The organism is Geodermatophilus sp. CPCC 205761, from assembly GCF_051383655.1.
Taxonomy (GTDB): domain Bacteria; phylum Actinomycetota; class Actinomycetes; order Mycobacteriales; family Geodermatophilaceae; genus Geodermatophilus.
The window spans coordinates 1-16,677 of record NZ_JALPKQ010000075.1 but is presented as its reverse complement, the minus strand read 5'-3'; the positions used below and the strand labels follow the sequence as shown (position 1 = coordinate 16,677).

At 72.9% G+C, this 16,677-nt stretch carries 14 protein-coding genes; 4 read left to right on the top strand and 10 right to left on the bottom strand.

Going from position 1 to position 16,677, the window contains the following annotated elements; translation table 11 throughout:
- Positions 1 to 524 (bottom strand): hypothetical protein (locus tag MY526_RS25825; protein WP_436705377.1); only part of this gene is annotated, 524 nt, incomplete at its 3' end.
- Positions 525 to 549: 25 nt separating this feature from the next.
- On the bottom strand, positions 550 to 1,737 hold the full coding sequence (locus MY526_RS25820) for a PucR family transcriptional regulator (RefSeq protein ID WP_436695749.1): 1,188 nt from the start codon (positions 1,735 to 1,737) through the stop codon (positions 550 to 552).
- A gap of 107 nt (positions 1,738 to 1,844) precedes the next feature.
- On the opposite strand from MY526_RS25820, the gene MY526_RS25815 reads away from it, so the two are divergent.
- Both MY526_RS25815 and MY526_RS25810 read left to right on the top strand, forming a co-directional pair.
- Positions 1,845 to 2,945, top strand: coding sequence for a ferredoxin reductase (locus tag MY526_RS25815; protein ID WP_436705376.1), 1,101 nt, complete (start codon positions 1,845 to 1,847; stop codon positions 2,943 to 2,945).
- A gap of 26 nt (positions 2,946 to 2,971) precedes the next feature.
- Entirely contained in the window at positions 2,972 to 4,171 is a 1,200-nt protein-coding gene (locus tag MY526_RS25810) for a fatty acid desaturase family protein (RefSeq protein WP_436695747.1), read from the top strand.
- Between the two features lie 89 nt (positions 4,172 to 4,260).
- Here the strand turns inward: MY526_RS25810 and MY526_RS25805 are convergent, their stop codons facing one another.
- Together MY526_RS25805 and MY526_RS25800 are read right to left on the bottom strand one after the other, a co-directional pair.
- Positions 4,261 to 5,148, bottom strand: a complete 888-nt coding sequence (locus MY526_RS25805) for a hypothetical protein (protein ID WP_436705375.1) — start codon at positions 5,146 to 5,148, stop codon at positions 4,261 to 4,263.
- 182 nt (positions 5,149 to 5,330) lie between these two features.
- The gene (locus tag MY526_RS25800) at positions 5,331 to 9,224 is read right to left on the bottom strand and encodes a replicative DNA helicase (protein ID WP_436705374.1); all 3,894 of its coding nucleotides are present in this window, start codon (positions 9,222 to 9,224) and stop codon (positions 5,331 to 5,333) included.
- A gap of 523 nt (positions 9,225 to 9,747) precedes the next feature.
- Between MY526_RS25800 and MY526_RS25795 the strand changes: the two genes are divergently transcribed.
- The gene (locus tag MY526_RS25795; RefSeq protein WP_436695744.1) at positions 9,748 to 10,149 is read left to right on the top strand and encodes a RidA family protein; all 402 of its coding nucleotides are present in this window, start codon (positions 9,748 to 9,750) and stop codon (positions 10,147 to 10,149) included.
- Between the two features lie 79 nt (positions 10,150 to 10,228).
- On the opposite strand, the gene rplI is transcribed toward MY526_RS25795, so the two are convergent.
- The 4 genes from rplI to rpsF form a co-directional block, all read right to left on the bottom strand.
- Entirely contained in the window at positions 10,229 to 10,684 is a 456-nt protein-coding gene (gene rplI / locus MY526_RS25790; protein ID WP_436695743.1) for a 50S ribosomal protein L9, read from the bottom strand.
- Positions 10,685 to 10,686: 2 nt separating this feature from the next.
- Positions 10,687 to 10,923: a 30S ribosomal protein S18 gene (gene rpsR, locus MY526_RS25785; protein WP_163483697.1), complete on the bottom strand. Its 237-nt coding sequence runs from the start codon at positions 10,921 to 10,923 to the stop codon at positions 10,687 to 10,689.
- A 100-nt stretch (positions 10,924 to 11,023) separates the two neighbouring features.
- The gene (locus MY526_RS25780) at positions 11,024 to 11,509 is read right to left on the bottom strand and encodes a single-stranded DNA-binding protein (protein WP_436695742.1); all 486 of its coding nucleotides are present in this window, start codon (positions 11,507 to 11,509) and stop codon (positions 11,024 to 11,026) included.
- A gap of 2 nt (positions 11,510 to 11,511) precedes the next feature.
- A complete protein-coding gene (rpsF, locus tag MY526_RS25775) occupies positions 11,512 to 11,799 on the bottom strand; it encodes a 30S ribosomal protein S6 (protein ID WP_436695741.1) in 288 nt (95 codons plus the stop codon).
- A gap of 212 nt (positions 11,800 to 12,011) precedes the next feature.
- On the opposite strand from rpsF, the gene MY526_RS25770 reads away from it, so the two are divergent.
- Complete coding sequence (locus MY526_RS25770) at positions 12,012 to 12,836, top strand: deoxyribonuclease IV (protein ID WP_436695740.1); 825 nt, start codon at positions 12,012 to 12,014, stop codon at positions 12,834 to 12,836.
- Here the strand turns inward: MY526_RS25770 and MY526_RS25765 are convergent.
- Positions 12,726 to 14,348 carry a glycosyltransferase family 87 protein gene (locus tag MY526_RS25765; RefSeq protein WP_436705373.1) on the bottom strand — a complete coding sequence of 541 codons (1,623 nt, stop codon included), beginning with the start codon at positions 14,346 to 14,348 and terminating at the stop codon, positions 12,726 to 12,728. The genes MY526_RS25770 and MY526_RS25765 overlap by 111 nt on opposite strands.
- Before the next feature lie 23 nt (positions 14,349 to 14,371).
- Positions 14,372 to 16,552 carry a transglycosylase domain-containing protein gene (locus MY526_RS25760; protein ID WP_436695751.1) on the bottom strand — a complete coding sequence of 727 codons (2,181 nt, stop codon included), beginning with the start codon at positions 16,550 to 16,552 and terminating at the stop codon, positions 14,372 to 14,374.
- Positions 16,553 to 16,677 lie beyond the last annotated feature (125 nt).

Below are 16,677 nucleotides of genomic sequence, written 5' to 3'. Positions count from 1 at the left end.
GCCACCGCCCGCCCCGGCTCGGACCCCGCCCAGGCCGGCGCCGTCCGGACCGCGGCCGCCGCGCCGCCGGCCGCCACCACCGCGGTCTCCAGCTCCTCCGCGGGCCACCGCAGCGCCGCCGCCTCGACGTCGTCGCCGAGCACGCGCAGCGCGGCGTCCCGGTGGTGCGGGTAGTTGCCGTGCAGCCGCAGCCAGCCGTCGGCGGTCCGCCAGAACCGCGACAGCGGCGCGAACCCGGGCGCGACCGGCCGGCCGTCGACGGCGGCGTACCGCTCGCTGCGGACGGCGACCCCGACGTGCGCGGCGTCCACCTCGATGCCGCCGTCCACGCCGACCGCGTCGGGCTCGCGCGACAGCAGCCGGGCGGCCGCCAGCTGGGCCGCCACGGCGCCCACCGCCAGGTCCGGCACCGGCAGCGGGCCGGTCAGCCCCGTCGTCCTGCGAACGCGCAGCTCCGGCGGGGGAGCGGCGGTCAGCAGCGGCCAGACCTCGGCCAGCAGGCCGGCACCCGGGACACCCGTCACGGCCGCCGATCGTAGGGAGGCCCGCTCAGGGGTGGGGGAGGCCGAGCGCGAGGGTGAGCTCCAGCACGCACTGCGGCTCGTCGAGCGAGGCGCCGAACCGCTCCCGGAGCTGCCCCATGCGGTAGCGGACCGTCTGCGGGTGGACGAACAGCTCGGCGGCGATCCGCTCCCGCCGGCCGTGGTTGAGCACCCAGGAGCGCAGCGTCTCGAGCAGCTTCTCGCGGGCGCCGGCGCCGAGGTCGTCGAGCGGAGCCAGCACCTGGGCCCGCAGGTCGGCCAGCGCCTCGCCGTCGGCCCGCAGCACGAGGTCGGCCAGCCGCAGCTCGGTGTCCACCGGGGCCTCGCCGTCGGGGTGCAGGCCCAGCTGCACCGCCCGCAGCGCGCGCGAGTAGGACGACCGCGCCTCCTGCCACGGCCGGGGCGGGCCGACGACCGCCTCCCGCCCGGTGAGCGCCTTGAGCAGGCCGGCCCGGGCGAACCCGTCGGCGTCCGGCACGAGCAGCACCGCCCGCTCGGTGGCCGGCTCCGCCCCGGGCAGGTCCTCGCCGGCCTGCAGGGTGCGCGCGTCCAGCTGGGCGAGCGCCCCCCGGGCCCGGGCCTCCGGGAGCAGCACCGCGGTGAGGGTCCGCGGCGGTGTCCAGTCCGCCCGCTCGGCCGCGGTGACCAGGTCGTAGGCCGGGCCCCCGGTCAGCAGCAGCCCGGCCAGCCGCTCCAGGTGCCGCCGGCGCTCGTGCCCGCTGGCGGCCAGCTGGTCGGCGTGCCCGGCGACGCTGGAGGCCGACAGCGCGTCGATGTAGGCGAACACCAGCTCGGCGAAGCGGGCCAGCGACCCGGCGGGCATCCCGGCGGCGACCGCGGTCGCGCTCATGTGCCGCCAGGCCACGCGGGCGCCGACCCGGTAGGCGGCCAGCAGCGCGTCCATCGACCGCCCGTTCTTGGCCTCCCCGCGGCCCAGGGCGTAGGCACCCTCGAGCGCCGGGCCGATCGGCCGGCTGGGGTCGGCGCCGCCGGTCGTCGTCGCCAGCTGGAGGAACCCGCCCAGGGCCAGCTGGACGGCGTTCTCGATGGCCAGCCCCATGTCGCCCTGGAAGGCCTCGGCGTAGCTGGGCACCTCGACGACGATCGCGGCGACCGTGCTCTCGGCGACCGCCGGCAGCTCGCCCCGCATGGCGGCGGCGACCTCCGGGGTGAAGGTGTCCTGCTGCGGTGTCACGCCCACCTCGCTGTCACCAGGGTCTTGTTCGCAGGGAACAGTATCCGGCCCGACGTTCACGTCGAGAGCACAGGTAATTGCGCACCGGGCTGGGAACCATCAGAAGTATGACCGCGACCGTCCCGCGCCCTTCCCCGGCCCGGCCGGCCCTGAGGGCGCTGCGCCACCGGGCGCTGCGCCTCGCCGAACTCGTCACCACGCCGCTGCTGCCGGCCGACTACCTCGACCTGGTCAACCCGCTGCGCCCCGGCGCCGACCTGCGCGGCCGCGTCGAGGCGGTGCACCGCGAGACCCCCGACGCCGCCACGCTGGTCATCCGGCCGGGCGCCGACTGGCGCGGGCACGTGGCCGGCCAGTGGGTGCGCATCGGCATCGACGTCGACGGCGTCCGCCAGTGGCGGGCCTACTCGCTCACCTCGCACCTGGACCGGCCCGACGGCTGCATCAGCATCACCGTCAAGGCGATCCCGGACGGCAAGGTCAGCAACCACCTGGTGCACCGCACCCAGCCGGGCACGATCGTGCAGCTGGACCAGGCCGCGGGCGACTTCGTCCTCCCGGTGCGGGCCCCGGCCAAGGCGCTGTTCGTGACGGCGGGCTCCGGCATCACCCCGGTCATGGGCATCCTGCGCAACCACCCCGAGCTCGCCGACGTCGTCCTGGTGCACTCCGCGCCCACGGCGGACGACGTCGTCTTCGGCCCCGAGCTGCGGGCGATGGCCGCCACCGGGCGGATCCGGCTGGTCGAGCAGCACACCGAGACCGCCGGGCTGCTCGACGCGGCCGCGACCGCCGCGCTCGTCCCCGACCTGGCCGAGCGCACCACCTGGGCGTGCGGCCCGGTGGGGCTGCTCGAGGCGCTCGAGGAGCACTGGGCGCCGGCCGGGCTGGCCGACCGGCTGGTGACCGAGCGGTTCCGGCCTACCGTCGTCGTCGCCGGCGAGGGCGGCACGGTGTCGTTCGCGAGGTCGGGCACCACGCTCGAGGCCGACGGCGCGACGCCGATCCTGGACGCCGCCGAGAACGCCGGCGTGCTCATGCCGAGCGGCTGCCGCATGGGCATCTGCTACGGCTGCGTGCTGCCGCTGCGGGAAGGCGCGGTCCGCGACCTGCGCAACGGCGAGATCACCACCGCCGCCCCGGGCGACGGCGTCCTCATCCAGACCTGCGTGAGCGCCGCCGCCGGCGCCTGCGACATCGACCACTGACCTCCCCGAGCGCCAGGAGCACCCGCGTGACAGTCCTGCAGAAGAAGTCCGAGAACCCGATCGCCCACCTGACCGCCGAGGACGTCGAGCTCATCGGCAAGGAGCTCGACGAGATCCGCCAGGCGGTCGTCGACACCCGGGGCGAGGCCGACGCGGCCTACATCCGGAAGGTCATCGACGTCCACCGCAAGATCGAGCTCGGCAGCCGCGCCGTGCTGCTGGCCTCGGGGTTCCCGCCCGCGTGGCTCCTCGGGACGGTCGGCCTCTCGGTCGCCAAGATCCTCGAGAACATGGAGATCGGGCACAACATCCTGCACGGGCAGTGGGACTGGATGCGCGACCCCAAGATCCACTCCACGACGTGGGAGTGGGACATGGCCAGCCCGGCCGAGCAGTGGAAGCACTCGCACAACGAGCTGCACCACACGTACACGAACGTGATCGGCAAGGACAACGACCTCGGCTACGGCATCATGCGCGTCGACGAGGACCAGAAGTGGGTCCCGGCCTACCTGCTCCAGCCGCTGTGGAACTTCATCAACGCCTGCTTCTTCGAGTACGGCATCGCCGCCTACGACCTGGAGCTGGGCGCCGTCGTCGCGAAGAAGCAGACCAAGGACCCGGAGTTCCGCGCCCGCGCCAAGGCGGTGCTGCGCAAGGTCGGCCGCCAGGCGCGCAAGGACTACCTCATCCACCCGCTGCTGTCCGGCCCGTCGTTCCTGCCGACGCTGGCCGCCAACTTCACCGCCAACGTCGTGCGCAACCTGTGGTCGCACTCGGTGATCATGTGCGGGCACTTCCCCGAGGGCGTCGAGACGTTCGAGAAGCGCTCGATCGACGGCGAGACCCGCGGCGAGTGGTACCTGCGCCAGATGCTGGGCTCGGCGAACATCTCCGGGTCGAAGGCGCTGCACCTCATGACCGGCAACCTGTCGCACCAGATCGAGCACCACCTGTTCCCGGACCTGCCGAGCAACCGGTACGCCGAGATCGCGCCCCAGGTCCGGGACCTGTTCGACCGGTACGGGCTGAACTACCACACGGCGCCGATGCCGAAGCAGGTCGCGTCGGCCTGGCACCGGATCATCCGGCTGTCGCTGCCCAACGGCTGGCTGGACAAGACGACGGTGCGCACCCTCCCGTCGCAGCTGGCCACGCTCTACCGGATGAGCACCGGGTCGCGGACCGTGCGCCGCCGGCTCCTGGCGGAGTCCGCCGCAGCCTGACCTCCCCGGACGATGCGTCCCCGGTGCCCGACCCCGGGCACCGGGGACGCCGTCGTGCACGGGCTACTGCCGGTCGGGGACGCCGGCCTTCAGAGGACGCCGTTGTCGCGCAGGACGGTGAGGGCCTCGAGGGTGCGGTGGCCGCGCCACTCGAGCGCCGCGGCGGGTGAGTAGCTGTCGAAGTCGACCCGCCAGCCGCCGTCGTCCTGCTGCTGGCCGGCGAGCCGCTCCAGCTCCCGCTCGACGGACTCCGGCGACACCAGGGCCCGGGCCGGGCGGCCCGGACGGGGCGCGAAGTCCAGCGGGCGCATGAACTCCTCCTCGGCGCCGCCGCCCACGTGCACGAGGCCGTCGGCCGGGATGTGCTGCGCGAGCCGGTCGAGGAGCTCAGCGGCCTCGGGGTGGGTGGCGTGCGCGGCGTCGAGCAGCTGCACCGCGAAGGCGAGCTCCAGCGCGTGCGGCTCCGCGCCGAGGCCGCGCACGGCCGCCAGGCAGAAGCCGGTGGCCCGCGCCAGCCACGGGTGGGCGGCGACGGCGGGGTCGTGCTCGGCGACCTGGTGCGCCGTGGATGCGACGATCGCGGTGATCTGCAGCGAGGACGACGTGCCGTCGGCCGAGGCCCAGAACGGCGCGCAGCCGGCGGGGTCGGGGACCGGCAGACCGAACGGGAGCCCGCCGTCGGGCAGCGTGACGCCGTCCAGCCAGTCGCACACCTCCCGGGCGCGCGGGGTCGTCACCGGGGCGAGGTCGGCGAAGGCCTCGAGGGCGTGCAGCGCCCCGCCGGGCTGGCTGGTGCGCGAGCGCAGGTCCGGTTCGAGGCCCCAGCCGTAGCCGCCGTCGGGGTTGCGGTACGCCTCCACGGCGGCCAGGACGGCGTCGCGGTCACCGTCCCCGAAGAGGACGTCGAAGCGGCGGCGGTCGAGCAGGCGGGCATGGGCCGCCATGAAGTCGGCGGCGGCGGAGAGGTCGACGCTCATCGGCCCAGCCTGGCCCACGGCACCGACAGCGGGGGGCCGTGATCCACGTGGAACACCGGACTCCGGCGTTGCGGCCCGACGCGCCCCGCCTCGGGCCGAGCCGCCGGGCAGCTCCCGGCCCGTCGACGGCGAGAGGCCCGGAGCGTGTGCTAGCTCCGGGCCTCTCGCGTGGGTTCGGTCGGTCAGTTCGCCATGTCCACGAAGCGGCTGTAGTGGCCCTGGAAGGCGACGGTGACGTTCGCGGTGGGGCCGTTGCGGTGCTTGACCAGCATGATGTCGGCCTCGCCGGCCCGGGGGCTCTCCTTCTCGTACATGTCCTCGCGGTGGATCATCATGACCATGTCCGCGTCCTGCTCGATCGAGTTGTGGACGACGATCCCCTCGGCCACGAAGTTGTGCCCGCCGAGGACCGTGGCGTCGTAGACCTCCTCGTGGCCGTCCTCCTCGACGGAGACGATCTCGTCCCAGAGGAGGTCGTTGACCGCTTGGATCTCCAGTTCCGCGTCGTCGAGAACCGCCGCGATACGACCGAGGCGCTCCCGGCTGGGTGCGTGCTTCCACATCGTGCTGCCGCAGAAGGCCGATCCCATGGCGGCGGCGAAGGCACGGTGGCTCATGCCGCGCTCCGTCAGCACGTCCTTCACACGATCCCAGACCTGCGCGGGCACGGTGTCCACGTTCGGGTTGGCGGTGAGCTCCCGCACGATGCCCAGGAGCCGTTCGGCAGCCACGCGGCGGGCCCCGTGCACGCCGATCTCGCCGAGGAAGCGGCGCTGGTCGTCGCAGCCGCTGATGTCGAGCGTCCAGCCGTCCCGGTAGCCGCTCTTCTGGGTACGGCGGATGCGACAGGAGATCCCGAACCGGAGCAGGAGACGCGAGATGCCGTCCACCAGGGCGCGGCTGGTCGATGCGTAGTACACCCGCCCACCTCGGCCACTCTTGTTGACCGTGACGGAACCATCGGTGGCCCACAGGTGGCGGAGAAACAGAGCGATCTGCTTCTTCGGCAGCGAGAACACCGGCTCGGGGACGAACTTCTCGTGACTGCGGCGGCCGAAGAGTCCGAGCTCGTCGAGCCACGCGGCGATCGGGTTCCGCCGGCCGTGTGTCAGCCGGAACGGCGACCGCAGTCGCAGCGAGGTGCAGCGAGCCGCCGTGTGCTCGTCCCGCACCGCCACGACGCCGAAGTGCAGCGCTGACGTGGTGACCGCCCGCAGGTTCTCCTCGTCGATCGACGCGTACCGGAGCGGCTGCCGCTCCACGAAACTGCCGTCACCGATGAGGTGGGCCAGCAGGACGACCTTCTCGTCCTCCCACACGGTCATGCGGTCAGGAGCCGGAACGTGCCGCGGAACGGCGATGCGATGGCCGGGAGCGAGCTCGCCGAGCGGACGGAAGCCGTCATAGGTGAGAAACGGGTGGTTGGCTGTCGCCCGCACCGTCTTGCCCGACGACGTCGTCATCCGCAGCACGGGCCTGCGGCCGGTGGCGAAGACATGGGTCAGGTGCCGCCTGACGTAGCGCAGGCTGTCGTCGAGGGCCCACACCGGGACGTCGGTCGCGCCGCTCTGGAACAGCTCGCCCATGGTCGTCTCAGCGCCGGTGTCGGCCCGCAGGATGCGGGTCTCGGCGGGCAGGCAGCCCGATTCGCGGAGGTCGGACAGCATCGGCTTCTTGTCCTGACGCTGCTCGGAGCCACGGTTCAGCTGGCTCATGGCGATGACCGGGACCTCGAGCTCCTTGGCCAGCAGCTTCAGCGCACGGGAGAACTCCGAGACCTCCTGCTGGCGGCTCTCCACCCGCTTGCCCGACGTCATCAGCTGCAGGTAGTCGATGACCACGAGCTTGAGGTCGTTGCGCTGCTTGAGCCGCCGCGCCTTGGCCCGGATCTCCATCATGGTCATGTTGGGGGAGTCGTCGATGTAGAGCGGCGCGTCGGCGATCTCACCCATCCGGCGGGCCAGCTTCGACCAGTCCTCGTCCGACAGCGTGCCGGCGCGCATGTGGTGCAGCGGCACCTTCGCCTCGGCTGACAGCAGACGCATCGTGATCTCGTGCTTGCTCATCTCGAGCGAGAAGATCACGGCCGGCATGTGGTGCTTCACCGTGGCCGATCGCGCGATGTCCAGTCCCAGGGTCGAGTTGTGCGTCGGGATGAAGCTGCGGCCGGCGAGGAAGAGGTGGTCCTCCGCGTCGACCTGGATGCACCGGACCGGCACGCTGGCGATCGGCCGCACGTCAGTGATGAAACGGACGCCTCTGGCCGTGTAGGTGCGGGCACCGCGCTCCTTGTGCAGGAGCTTCTTGCGCTCCAGCCGGAACACCTCGTCGTCCGTGCTGAAGGTGAGCGTGTAGCAGATGGACGACTCCTCGGTCCGGCCCTCCACCCGCTTGCGGCTCATCCGTACCCGGTGCCCGAGGCCCGCGATCAGCTCGCGGGTGTCCTCCGCCAGCCGCCGGCTCGTGACCGCGAACTGCACGGCGCCGCTCGCGGTCACGGTCCCGTCGGTGTCGAGGAGACCCGCCAGCAGCGCCCGTCGCTGCGCCACGGAGCCCCGCAAGTAGGCCAGCGGGATGTGCTTGTCCCCGAAGACGCCCAGCGACCGCAGGATGCCCTGCACGGTCCCGTGGTCCGCGCGGCAGGACTGGCACTGAGCCAGACCTGACGAGGGACCAGCACAGTCCGGGCAGGTCGCCTGCCGGCCCACGCCGCCGCTGGCGCGCAACCGGCCTCCGCAGGTCTTGCCGCACGTCTGCACCTGCGCCGTCCTGGGCACGAACAGAGCACCGCACATCGGGCAAGGGCGCGCAGCCACCGCTTCGCGGGCAGGGAGCTCGAGGGAATAGCGACGGTGGGCACCGGTCGGCGTGACGACGAGACCCTCGGCCTCGATGCAGACGGCGATCTCGGGGTCGGCGCTGGTGAAGTGCGCGGCCCGTGACGTGCCGTCACCGAGCCACACGCCGAGGGCGTACGGCGGCAGGGGCAGCTCCGCCTCGGGCAGCTCCAGCGCGGCAGCGTTGGTGACCGAGTGGTTGAGCCGGGCGTCCTTGCCGGCGCAGCGGACCGAGCGGGCCAGCGCCTCGGTCGTGCGGACGGCGGCGAACGTGCGCTGGTTCCGATAGCGGTTGTAGCCCACGCGCGCGGCCTGGGCGGACTTCCGGCTGGCCCGGTCGTCGGTGAGCCACTGGTGCTGGGCGTCGGCGACGATCACCGAGCCGTCGGAGAAGTGCACCTCGTAGCAGGGCCGGCCGGCCATCACGTCCGTGGCCGCGACGACCGTGGTCGGGCGGCCGTCGGACCCGATCACGCGATCGCCCACGCGGACCTCACCCATCGTCGTCCACCCCGTGGGCGTCGCGATCGGGGTGTCCAGGGCCAGCGCCTTGCCCACACCGGGACGCGCCGCGATGACCACCATCTGACCGGCCTGGAGGCCGTTGGTCAGCTCGTCGAGGTCGCGGATGCCGGTGGGCACACCGCGGGCGGTGCCGCCGCGCGAGGCGATGGCGTCGAGCTCGTCCATGGTGGGCTGCAGGACGTCCTCGAGGCGCGAGTAGTCCTCGCTCATGCGCTTCTCGGTGACGTCGTAGATCTCCTGCTGGGCGCGGTCGACGATGTCGTCGACGTCGCCCTTGCCCCCCGCCGCGCCGTAACCGAGCTGCACCACGCGGGTGCCCGCCTCGACCAGCCGCCGCAGCACGGCCTGCTCGGCGACGATCGCGGCGTAGTAACCGGCGTTGGCGGCCGTGGGCGTGGCCTGGATGAGCGTGTGCAGGTAGACCGCGCCGCCCATCTTCGACAGCTGGTCGGTGCGGTTGAGCTCGGCGGCGACGGTGATGGCGTCGGCCGGCTCACCCCGGCCGTACAGGTCGAGGATGCAGTCGTAGATCACCTGGTGCGCCGGCCGGTAGAAGTCGGGACCGGCGAGCACCTCCACGACGTCGGCGATCGCGTCCTTGCTCAGCAGCATGCCGCCGAGCACCGACTGCTCCGCCGCGACGTCCTGCGGCGGCTGCCGGTCGTACTCCGGCGCCGTCGGCATCGGTCGGCTGAAGTCGTCGGCCACCGCCACGGAGGTCCTCCATCCACTCACCGGCGCACCCGCGAACAGACCCCGGCCATCGGCCGGGGCCTGGTGGGGGAAGCACCAGAAACGCGTACACCTGACTCGAACGTGTGTTCGGGTCCATTGCTACTCCCGGGCACCGACAGTCCGGGCCGTCGGGAGGTCTGGGAAGGACGGTAGGAAGAGGAGACGGACCCGTCCAACACCGCTGTGCACCTCGTTCTGCACAACTTGTGGACAAGTCGGTGGACACAGACGTGTCGACATGTGGAGACAGCGGGGGACGCCGAGCGCCGCGTTCCCACATCCCCCGGCTGACCAGCGGAAAGACCACGCACCGGGTGTGGACGGGAGAATTCCCGGAGAAATCGCTGTGTCGTTCGCGGCGTGTCGCCGGAGACGCGCCACGCGCCCCAGCAGCCACACGTCCACAGCTCCCGCGGGGAGCCGTCGGAGGCCACCCTGAGCCCCGTCATCGGCGTCGCCGACCGCCGTGTCCCCGCGGCGGCGACCGAGGAGGGGAGGACCGATGGCAGTCACCCGCACAGCCGTCAACCCGTGGCCGTGGTCGGTCGCCTTCGGCTTCGACCAGGCGGCGGTGCTCGAGGGCGCCGGCCGCGTCCTGGTGTGCTCCGGGCAGGCCGCCGTGTCGGCCGACGGCACTCCGCAGCACCCCGGCGACCTCGCGGCCCAGGTGTCACTCACCGTGGACAACATCGAGACGGTGCTCCGGGACGCCGGCATGACGCTCGCCGACCTCGTCCGGATGACCGTCTACACGACCGACGTCGACGCCATGATGGGCTGCTGGGGCACCCTCGCCGAGCGCCTCGACGCCGCCGGCGTCCGGCCGACGTCGACCCTGGTGGGCGTCACCCGCCTGGCGTTCGCGGAGCTCATGGTCGAGATCGAGGTGACCGCGGTCGCCTGATCCCCGGACGCCGCGAGGGGCGCCGGACCGGAGTCCGACGCCCCTCGCGGGCGGTGCCGTGCGGCCCTCTGGTGGCTCCTTACCCGGCGACGACCTCGATGGCCATCTGGGTGGACACCTCGGGGTGCACCCGCACGGTGACGGTGTGCTGGCCCGTGGTCTTGATGCTGCTGGGCAGCTCCACCCGGCGACGGTCGAGCTCGGGGCCGCCGGCGGCGCTCACCGCGTTGACGACGTCGGCGGTGGTGACCCGGCCGAACAGGCGGCCACCGTCACCGGCGCGGGCCGGCACGCGGACCGTCAGGCCCGACAGGCGGCCGGCCACGGCCTGCGCCTCCTCGAGCGAGCGCACCTCACGCGTGGCACGCGCCCGGCGCAGCGACTCGATCTGCTTCTCGGCACCGCGGGTGGCGACGATGGCCAGGCCGCGGGGCAGGAGGTAGTTGCGGGCGTACCCGCCCTTGACCTCCACGGTGTCACCGGAGGACCCAAGACCGGTGACCTCCTGCGTCAGGATCAGCTTCTGGGTGCTCATGGTCAGCGCGCCGTCGAGGTGTAGGGCAGCAGGGCCATCTCACGGCTGTTCTTCACGGCCACGGCGACGTCCCGCTGGTGCTGGCTGCAGTTGCCGCTGACGCGGCGGGCACGGATCTTGCCGCGGTCGGAGATGAACTTCCGCAGCAGGGTCGTGTCCTTGTAGTCGACGTAGGTCGCCTTGTCCTTGCAGAACTGGCAGACCTTCTTCTTGGGCTTGCGGATGGGGGGCTTGGCCACTGGGTTCTCCAGGTACGACGAGGTTCAGGGAGAGGAACTGACGGCCCCCTGCAGGGGCCCACCGCGAGCCTGCGAGCGGTGGGGGCAGGGGGTCCTTTGCTCAGAAGGGCGGTTCGTCGGACGGCGGGGCCGGGGTCGACCACGGGTCGCTGGACCCGCCGCCGCCGAAGCCGCCACCACCACCGCTGCCACCGCCGAAGCCGCCACCGCCGCCCTCGCCGCGCGAGGCCTTGGTGACCTTCGCCGTGGCGTAGCGGAGCGAGGGGCCGATCTCGTCGACCTCGAGCTCCACGACGGTGCGCTTCTCGCCTTCCTTGGTCTCGAACGACCGCTGCTTGAGCCGGCCGGAGACGATCACCCGCGAACCGCGGGTCAGCGACTCGGCGACGTTCTCCGCCGCCTGCCGCCACACGTTGCAGCGCAGGAAGAGCGCCTCGCCGTCCTTCCACTCCTGCGACTGGCGGTCGAAGGTCCGCGGCGTCGAGGCGACGGTGAAGTTGGCGACCGCGGCGCCGGACGGCGTGAACCGCAGCTCCGGGTCCGACGTCAGGTTGCCGATGACGGTGATGACGGTCTCGCCGGCCATCGTCAGTGGACCTCGGGCCGCATCAGCTTGGTGCGCAGGACCGACTCGTTGAGGTTGAGCTGACGGTCCAGCTCGGCCACGGCAGCGGGCTCGGCCTGGATGTCGATGACGGCGTAGATGCCCTCGGCCTGCTTCTTGATCTCGTAGGCCATCCGGCGACGGCCCCAGATCTCGGTCTTGTAGGTGCCGCCAGCGTTGCTGACGACGCTCAGGAACCGCTCGAGCGAGGGCGCGATGGTGCGCTCCTCGAGATCGGGGTCGAGGATGACCATCAGTTCGTAGTGACGCACGGAGAACCCCACCTCCTCTGGTCTGGACGGCTGCAGTCGGTCTGCAGCAGGAGGGTCGTACACGCGTCGCGCGCCCCATCCCGGTGGGGACACCGGTGGAACGCGCACCGGCCAGGCTACCAGTGCCCTGGACGGGCGGCTGGCCCCCTGTAGGGTCCCGCCGCGAGCCTGCGAGCGACGGGTGTCAGGGGGTCCTTCTACTGTCGCTGTCGATGAGTACCGCGCCCACCCCCCACCCGATCGGCGTGCACGTCGGCCCCGGCCTCACCGACGACAACGAGCTCGACGCCGGCGGCCCGCTGGCGCGCGCGGCCGAGATGGACGCCGACGGCGTGCAGGTCTTCCTCGCCGACCCCCAGGGCTGGACCGCCCCCAAGCCGCGCCCGGACGCCGAGGCGCTGCTGGCCGGTGACGTGATGGTCGTCGTCCACGCGCCCTACGTGCTCAACGTGGCGACGACGAACAACCGCATCCGCATCCCGAGCCGCAAGCTGCTCGAGAAGCACGCGCAGGCGTCCGCGGCGATCGGCGCCCGCGGCATGGTCGTGCACGGCGGCCACGTGCTGGCCAAGGACGACCCGGCGGTCGGTGTCGACAACTGGCGCAAGACCTTCGCGCGGCAGGCCGAGGGCGGCGGGTTCGCCGTTCCGCTGCTCATCGAGAACACCGCCGGCGGCGGCAACGCGATGGCCCGCGACCTGGACGCCATCGCCCGGCTGTGGGAGGCCGTGGGCGAGTTCGGCGCCGGGTTCGTCCTCGACACCTGCCACGCCTGGGCCGCCGGCTGGGACCTGGCCACCGCGGTGGACGACGTCCGGGCGATCACCGGCCGCGTCGACCTGGTGCACCTCAACAACAGCCGTGACCCGGCCGGCTCCAGCCGGGACCGGCACGCCCCGATCACCGAGGGCGAGATCCCGGCGGAGCTACTGGTCGAGGTGGCGCGGGCGGCCGACTGCCCCGTCGTCCTGGAGACCCCCGGCGACGCCGCCGCCCACGCCGAGGAGATCGGCTTCCTGCGGTCCCGGCTGGGCTGACCGGCGGCGGAGGACGTGCCGGTCCTCCGCGTGGTCGAGCACCCCGCCGGCGGGGTCGTCGACGCCGGGCCAGCTGGTCCGGACGACGTCCGCGTCGGGGTGCCACACGTCCCGCACGACCAGCGCCATCAGGGCGAGGACGGCGGCGTCGCGGATGGTCACCGCGAGGAAGAACCACTCGACCTCGACGCCGCGGTTCCCGGTGCCGAGGTACCAGAGCATCCGGGGGACCCACAGCAGCGCCTCGGTCGCCTGCCAGGCGAGCAACGACCGCCACCGCGGCCGGGCCAGCACCGCCAGAGGGAGCAGCCAGAGCGAGAACTGCGGGCTCCACACCTTGTTCAGGAGCAGGAACGCCGCGAGCAGGAGGAAGGCGACCTGGCCGACCCGCGGGCGCACCGGGGCGGCGAGCGTGAGCCAGGCCAGGGCGGCGAACGCGAGCAGGACGCAGACGGCGACGACGGCGTTGAGGACCACCGGCGTCTCGCCCTCGGCCAGCGGGCCGTCGAACAGCCGCCCGTCGGAGACGGTGATCGCGATGTTCCACAGGGAGTCGGGGTCGGCCGCCCGCTGGCCGTTGAGCCGGAAGAAGCGCGACCAGTTCTCCGGCGCGAGGACGGCGACCGGCACGTTCACCGCCGCCCAGGCCACCACCGCCGCACCCGCCGTCCGCAGCCAGACGCCCAGCCGGCCCGCGCGCAGGCAGAGCAGGAACAGCGCCCCCAGCAGCAGCAGCGGGTAGAGCTTGGCGGCCACCCCCAGCCCCAGCAGGACGCCGGCCGCCACCGGCCGCCGCCGCGCCCAGGCCCACAGCCCGAGGCCGGCCAGCGCGACGGCGAGCAGGTCCCAGTTGGTGAAGGCGTGCACGAGCAGCAGCGGCGACAGGCCGATCATCGCGGCGTCCCACGGCCGGCGACCCGCCGTCCCCAGGACCGCCCGGGTCAGCAGGAGCGCGCACAGCGACAGCAGCAGGCAGGTGGCGATGTAGTAGCTCTGCACCGCGGGCACCCCGGGCAGCAGGCCGACCGCGTCCGCGAGGGCGTCGTAGCCCCGGGCCAGCCAGGCGGCGGCCAGCATGAGCCCCCCGGTGAGCACCGGGTACTCGACGGCGGAGTCCAGGTAGGGGATCGCGCCGTCGTCGAGGCCGTGCAGCCCGAACAGCGGAACGGTGTCGGAGTAGCAGAAGTGCGTGTACTGCACCGAGCCGGCCCAGTTGCCGTCCGAGCAGGGCGCCTGCTTCAGCCAGGCCAGCGCGAGCACCGAGGTGGTGAACAGCAGGCAGATCCGCAGCGGGGTCCAGAACAGCGCCCGGCCGGTGACCGCGTGCCGGCCCCACGGCCCGCCGACTGCCTCGCTGGCCTGCGCGGCGACCGGGTCGGCCCACGTGGGGACGACGCGGTCGGGGCCGCCGTCGTCGCGGCCCGCCGTCCGGTCCTCCACCTCCGGAGACGCCGCGGGCCCGTCCGCCGGCTGGGAAGCCGGATCGGACGGGCCCGTGGGTGTCGTGCGCACGCGGGTCAGTCTGCCCGCCGTGCTCAGCCGGGCGGCTGGACCTGCGTGTCGGGGTCGGCCGGCTGCCCCGCCGCCGGACCCTGCCCGCTCGGGTTCGGCCCCGCCGGGTTCGGTCCGGTGGGGATCTGACCCGTGGGGTTCTGACCCGTCTGGTCCTGACCCGTCGTGGTCTGACCCGTCTGGTCCTGGTTCGAGGTCCCGGGGTCGGTCGTGGTCTGCTCCTCGTCCTCGACCTCGGGCTCCGGCGCGGGGGCCTGCGGCACGACCGGCGTCACGGGCTCGGGCACGGGGACCGGCTCCGGCTCGGGCTCGGGGACACCCACACCGGTGTCACCCTTGATGGCCGGCCGGCTCGGCAGCTCCTCCTCCGGGGTGCCGTCCAGCACGGTGTTCATGAACTCCTGCCAGATGGCGCCCGGCAGGCCGGAACCGTAGATGATCGCCCCGTCGGAGTTCTCGATCGGCTGGCTGGGCGAGTCGTTGCCCATCCAGACCGCCGTCGACAGGGACGGCGTGTAGCCGACCATCCAGGCGTCGGAGTTGTCCTGGGCGTTGAGGCCCTGGGTACCGGTCTTGCTGGCGACCTCGCGGCCGCCGGCCAGCGTCCGCTTCGAGTAGGCCGCGACGCCGGTCATGCCGTAGGTGACGTCGTTGGCGACGTCGGTGGTGAACACCTGGTCGCCGGAGTCGCCGGCGTAGTCGAGGAGGACGGCGCCCTCGCCGTCGGTCACCCGCGCGACGAAGAACGGCTCGTGCTCGACGCCGCCGTTGGCCAGCGTGGCGAACCCGTGCGCCTGGTCGATCGGCCGCATCTCGTACTGGCCGATGCCGATCGAGGCGCCGGTGAAGCCGGTCTCGGGGTCGGCGAGGGTGGTGTCGCCGGCCATCGTGGTGCCCTGCGGCCAGGTCTCGGGCAGCCCGGTCGCCTCGAGGACGTTCTCGCGCACCTTCTCCGCGCCCACCTCGTAGGCCAGGCCGTAGTAGGTGGTGTTCAGCGAGCGGGTCATCGCCTCCATGAGCGTGCAGGCCGCGCACGAGGCACCACCGGAGTTGCTCACCGGCAGGTCCGGCCGGTCCGGGAACTCCTGCGGCGAGCTGCCGTCCCGGCGGGCGGTGACGCTGATGCCCTCCTCCAGGGCGGTGGCCAGCACGTAGGGCTTGACCGACGAGCCGGGCTGGCGCAGCGCCTGCGCGTAGTCGATCGCGCCGTCGCCGGCGCCGATCGGCCCGCCGTAGTAGGCCTTGACCGCTCCGCTGCGCGGGTCGATCGCGACCAGCGCCTCACGCAGCCCCTCCGGCTCACCGGTCATCACCTCGTCGACGGCGGCCAGCGCGGCGTCCTGCGCCCGCTTGTCCACCGTCGTGATGATCCGCAGGCCACCGGCCCGGATCTGCTGCTCGTCGTACCCCTTGGCCTCGAGCTCGGTGATGGCCCGCTGCACGACCAGGCCCTCCGGGCCGCCGGGGATGCCGAGGTTCGAGCCGGTCCGGGGGAGCGCCGGCGGGTAGACGGAGGCGTCCCGCTCGGCCTGCGTCAGCCAGCCCTCGTCGACCATCGCGTCGAGGACCAGGGCCCAGCGGTCCTGGGCGCCCTCGGGGTTGGTCTCCGGGTCGTAGCTCGAGGGGCTGCGCACCTGGACGGCGAGCACGGCGCCCTGCTGCGCGGTCAGCTGCGCGGCCGGCACCCCGAAGAAGGTGTTCGCCGCGGCCTCGATGCCGTAGGCGCCGCGGCCGAAGTAGATGGTGTTCAGGTAGTTCTCGAGGATCTCGTCCTTCTCGTACTGGTTGTCCAGCTTGACGGCGAGGAAGAGCTCCTGGAACTTGCGGCTGAACGTCTGGTCCTGGGTCAGGAACGCGTTCTTGACGTACTGCTGGGTGATGGTCGAGCCACCCTGCGTCGATCCACCGGTGAGGTTGTTCCACGCGGCCCGGACGATGCCGGTGAACGAGATGCCGGGGTCGGAGTAGAAGCTGCGGTTCTCCGCGGCCAGGATGGCGTTCCGCGCCGCCTCGGAGACCTGCTCGAGGCCGACGTTCGTGCGGTTCTCCGCCCCCAGGCGGGCCATCTCGGTGGTGCCGTCGGCGTAGTAGACGACGGTGGTCTGGGCGTTCTGCACGGAGTCGGGGTCGGGGACCTCGGTCGTGGCGTAGACGACCCCGACGAAGACGCCGAGGAGGAGGAAGAGGCCGGCGATCGCCGCCACCAGCGCCTTCAGCCGGCGGCGCCCCTTCTGTTTCTTGGTGCGCACCGCCTTGCCGGCGGGCTTGCCGCCGGGGCGGCCGGCCGGCCGGCCCGTGCGCGGTCCGGCGCCGCCGCTGCGGGCCGCCG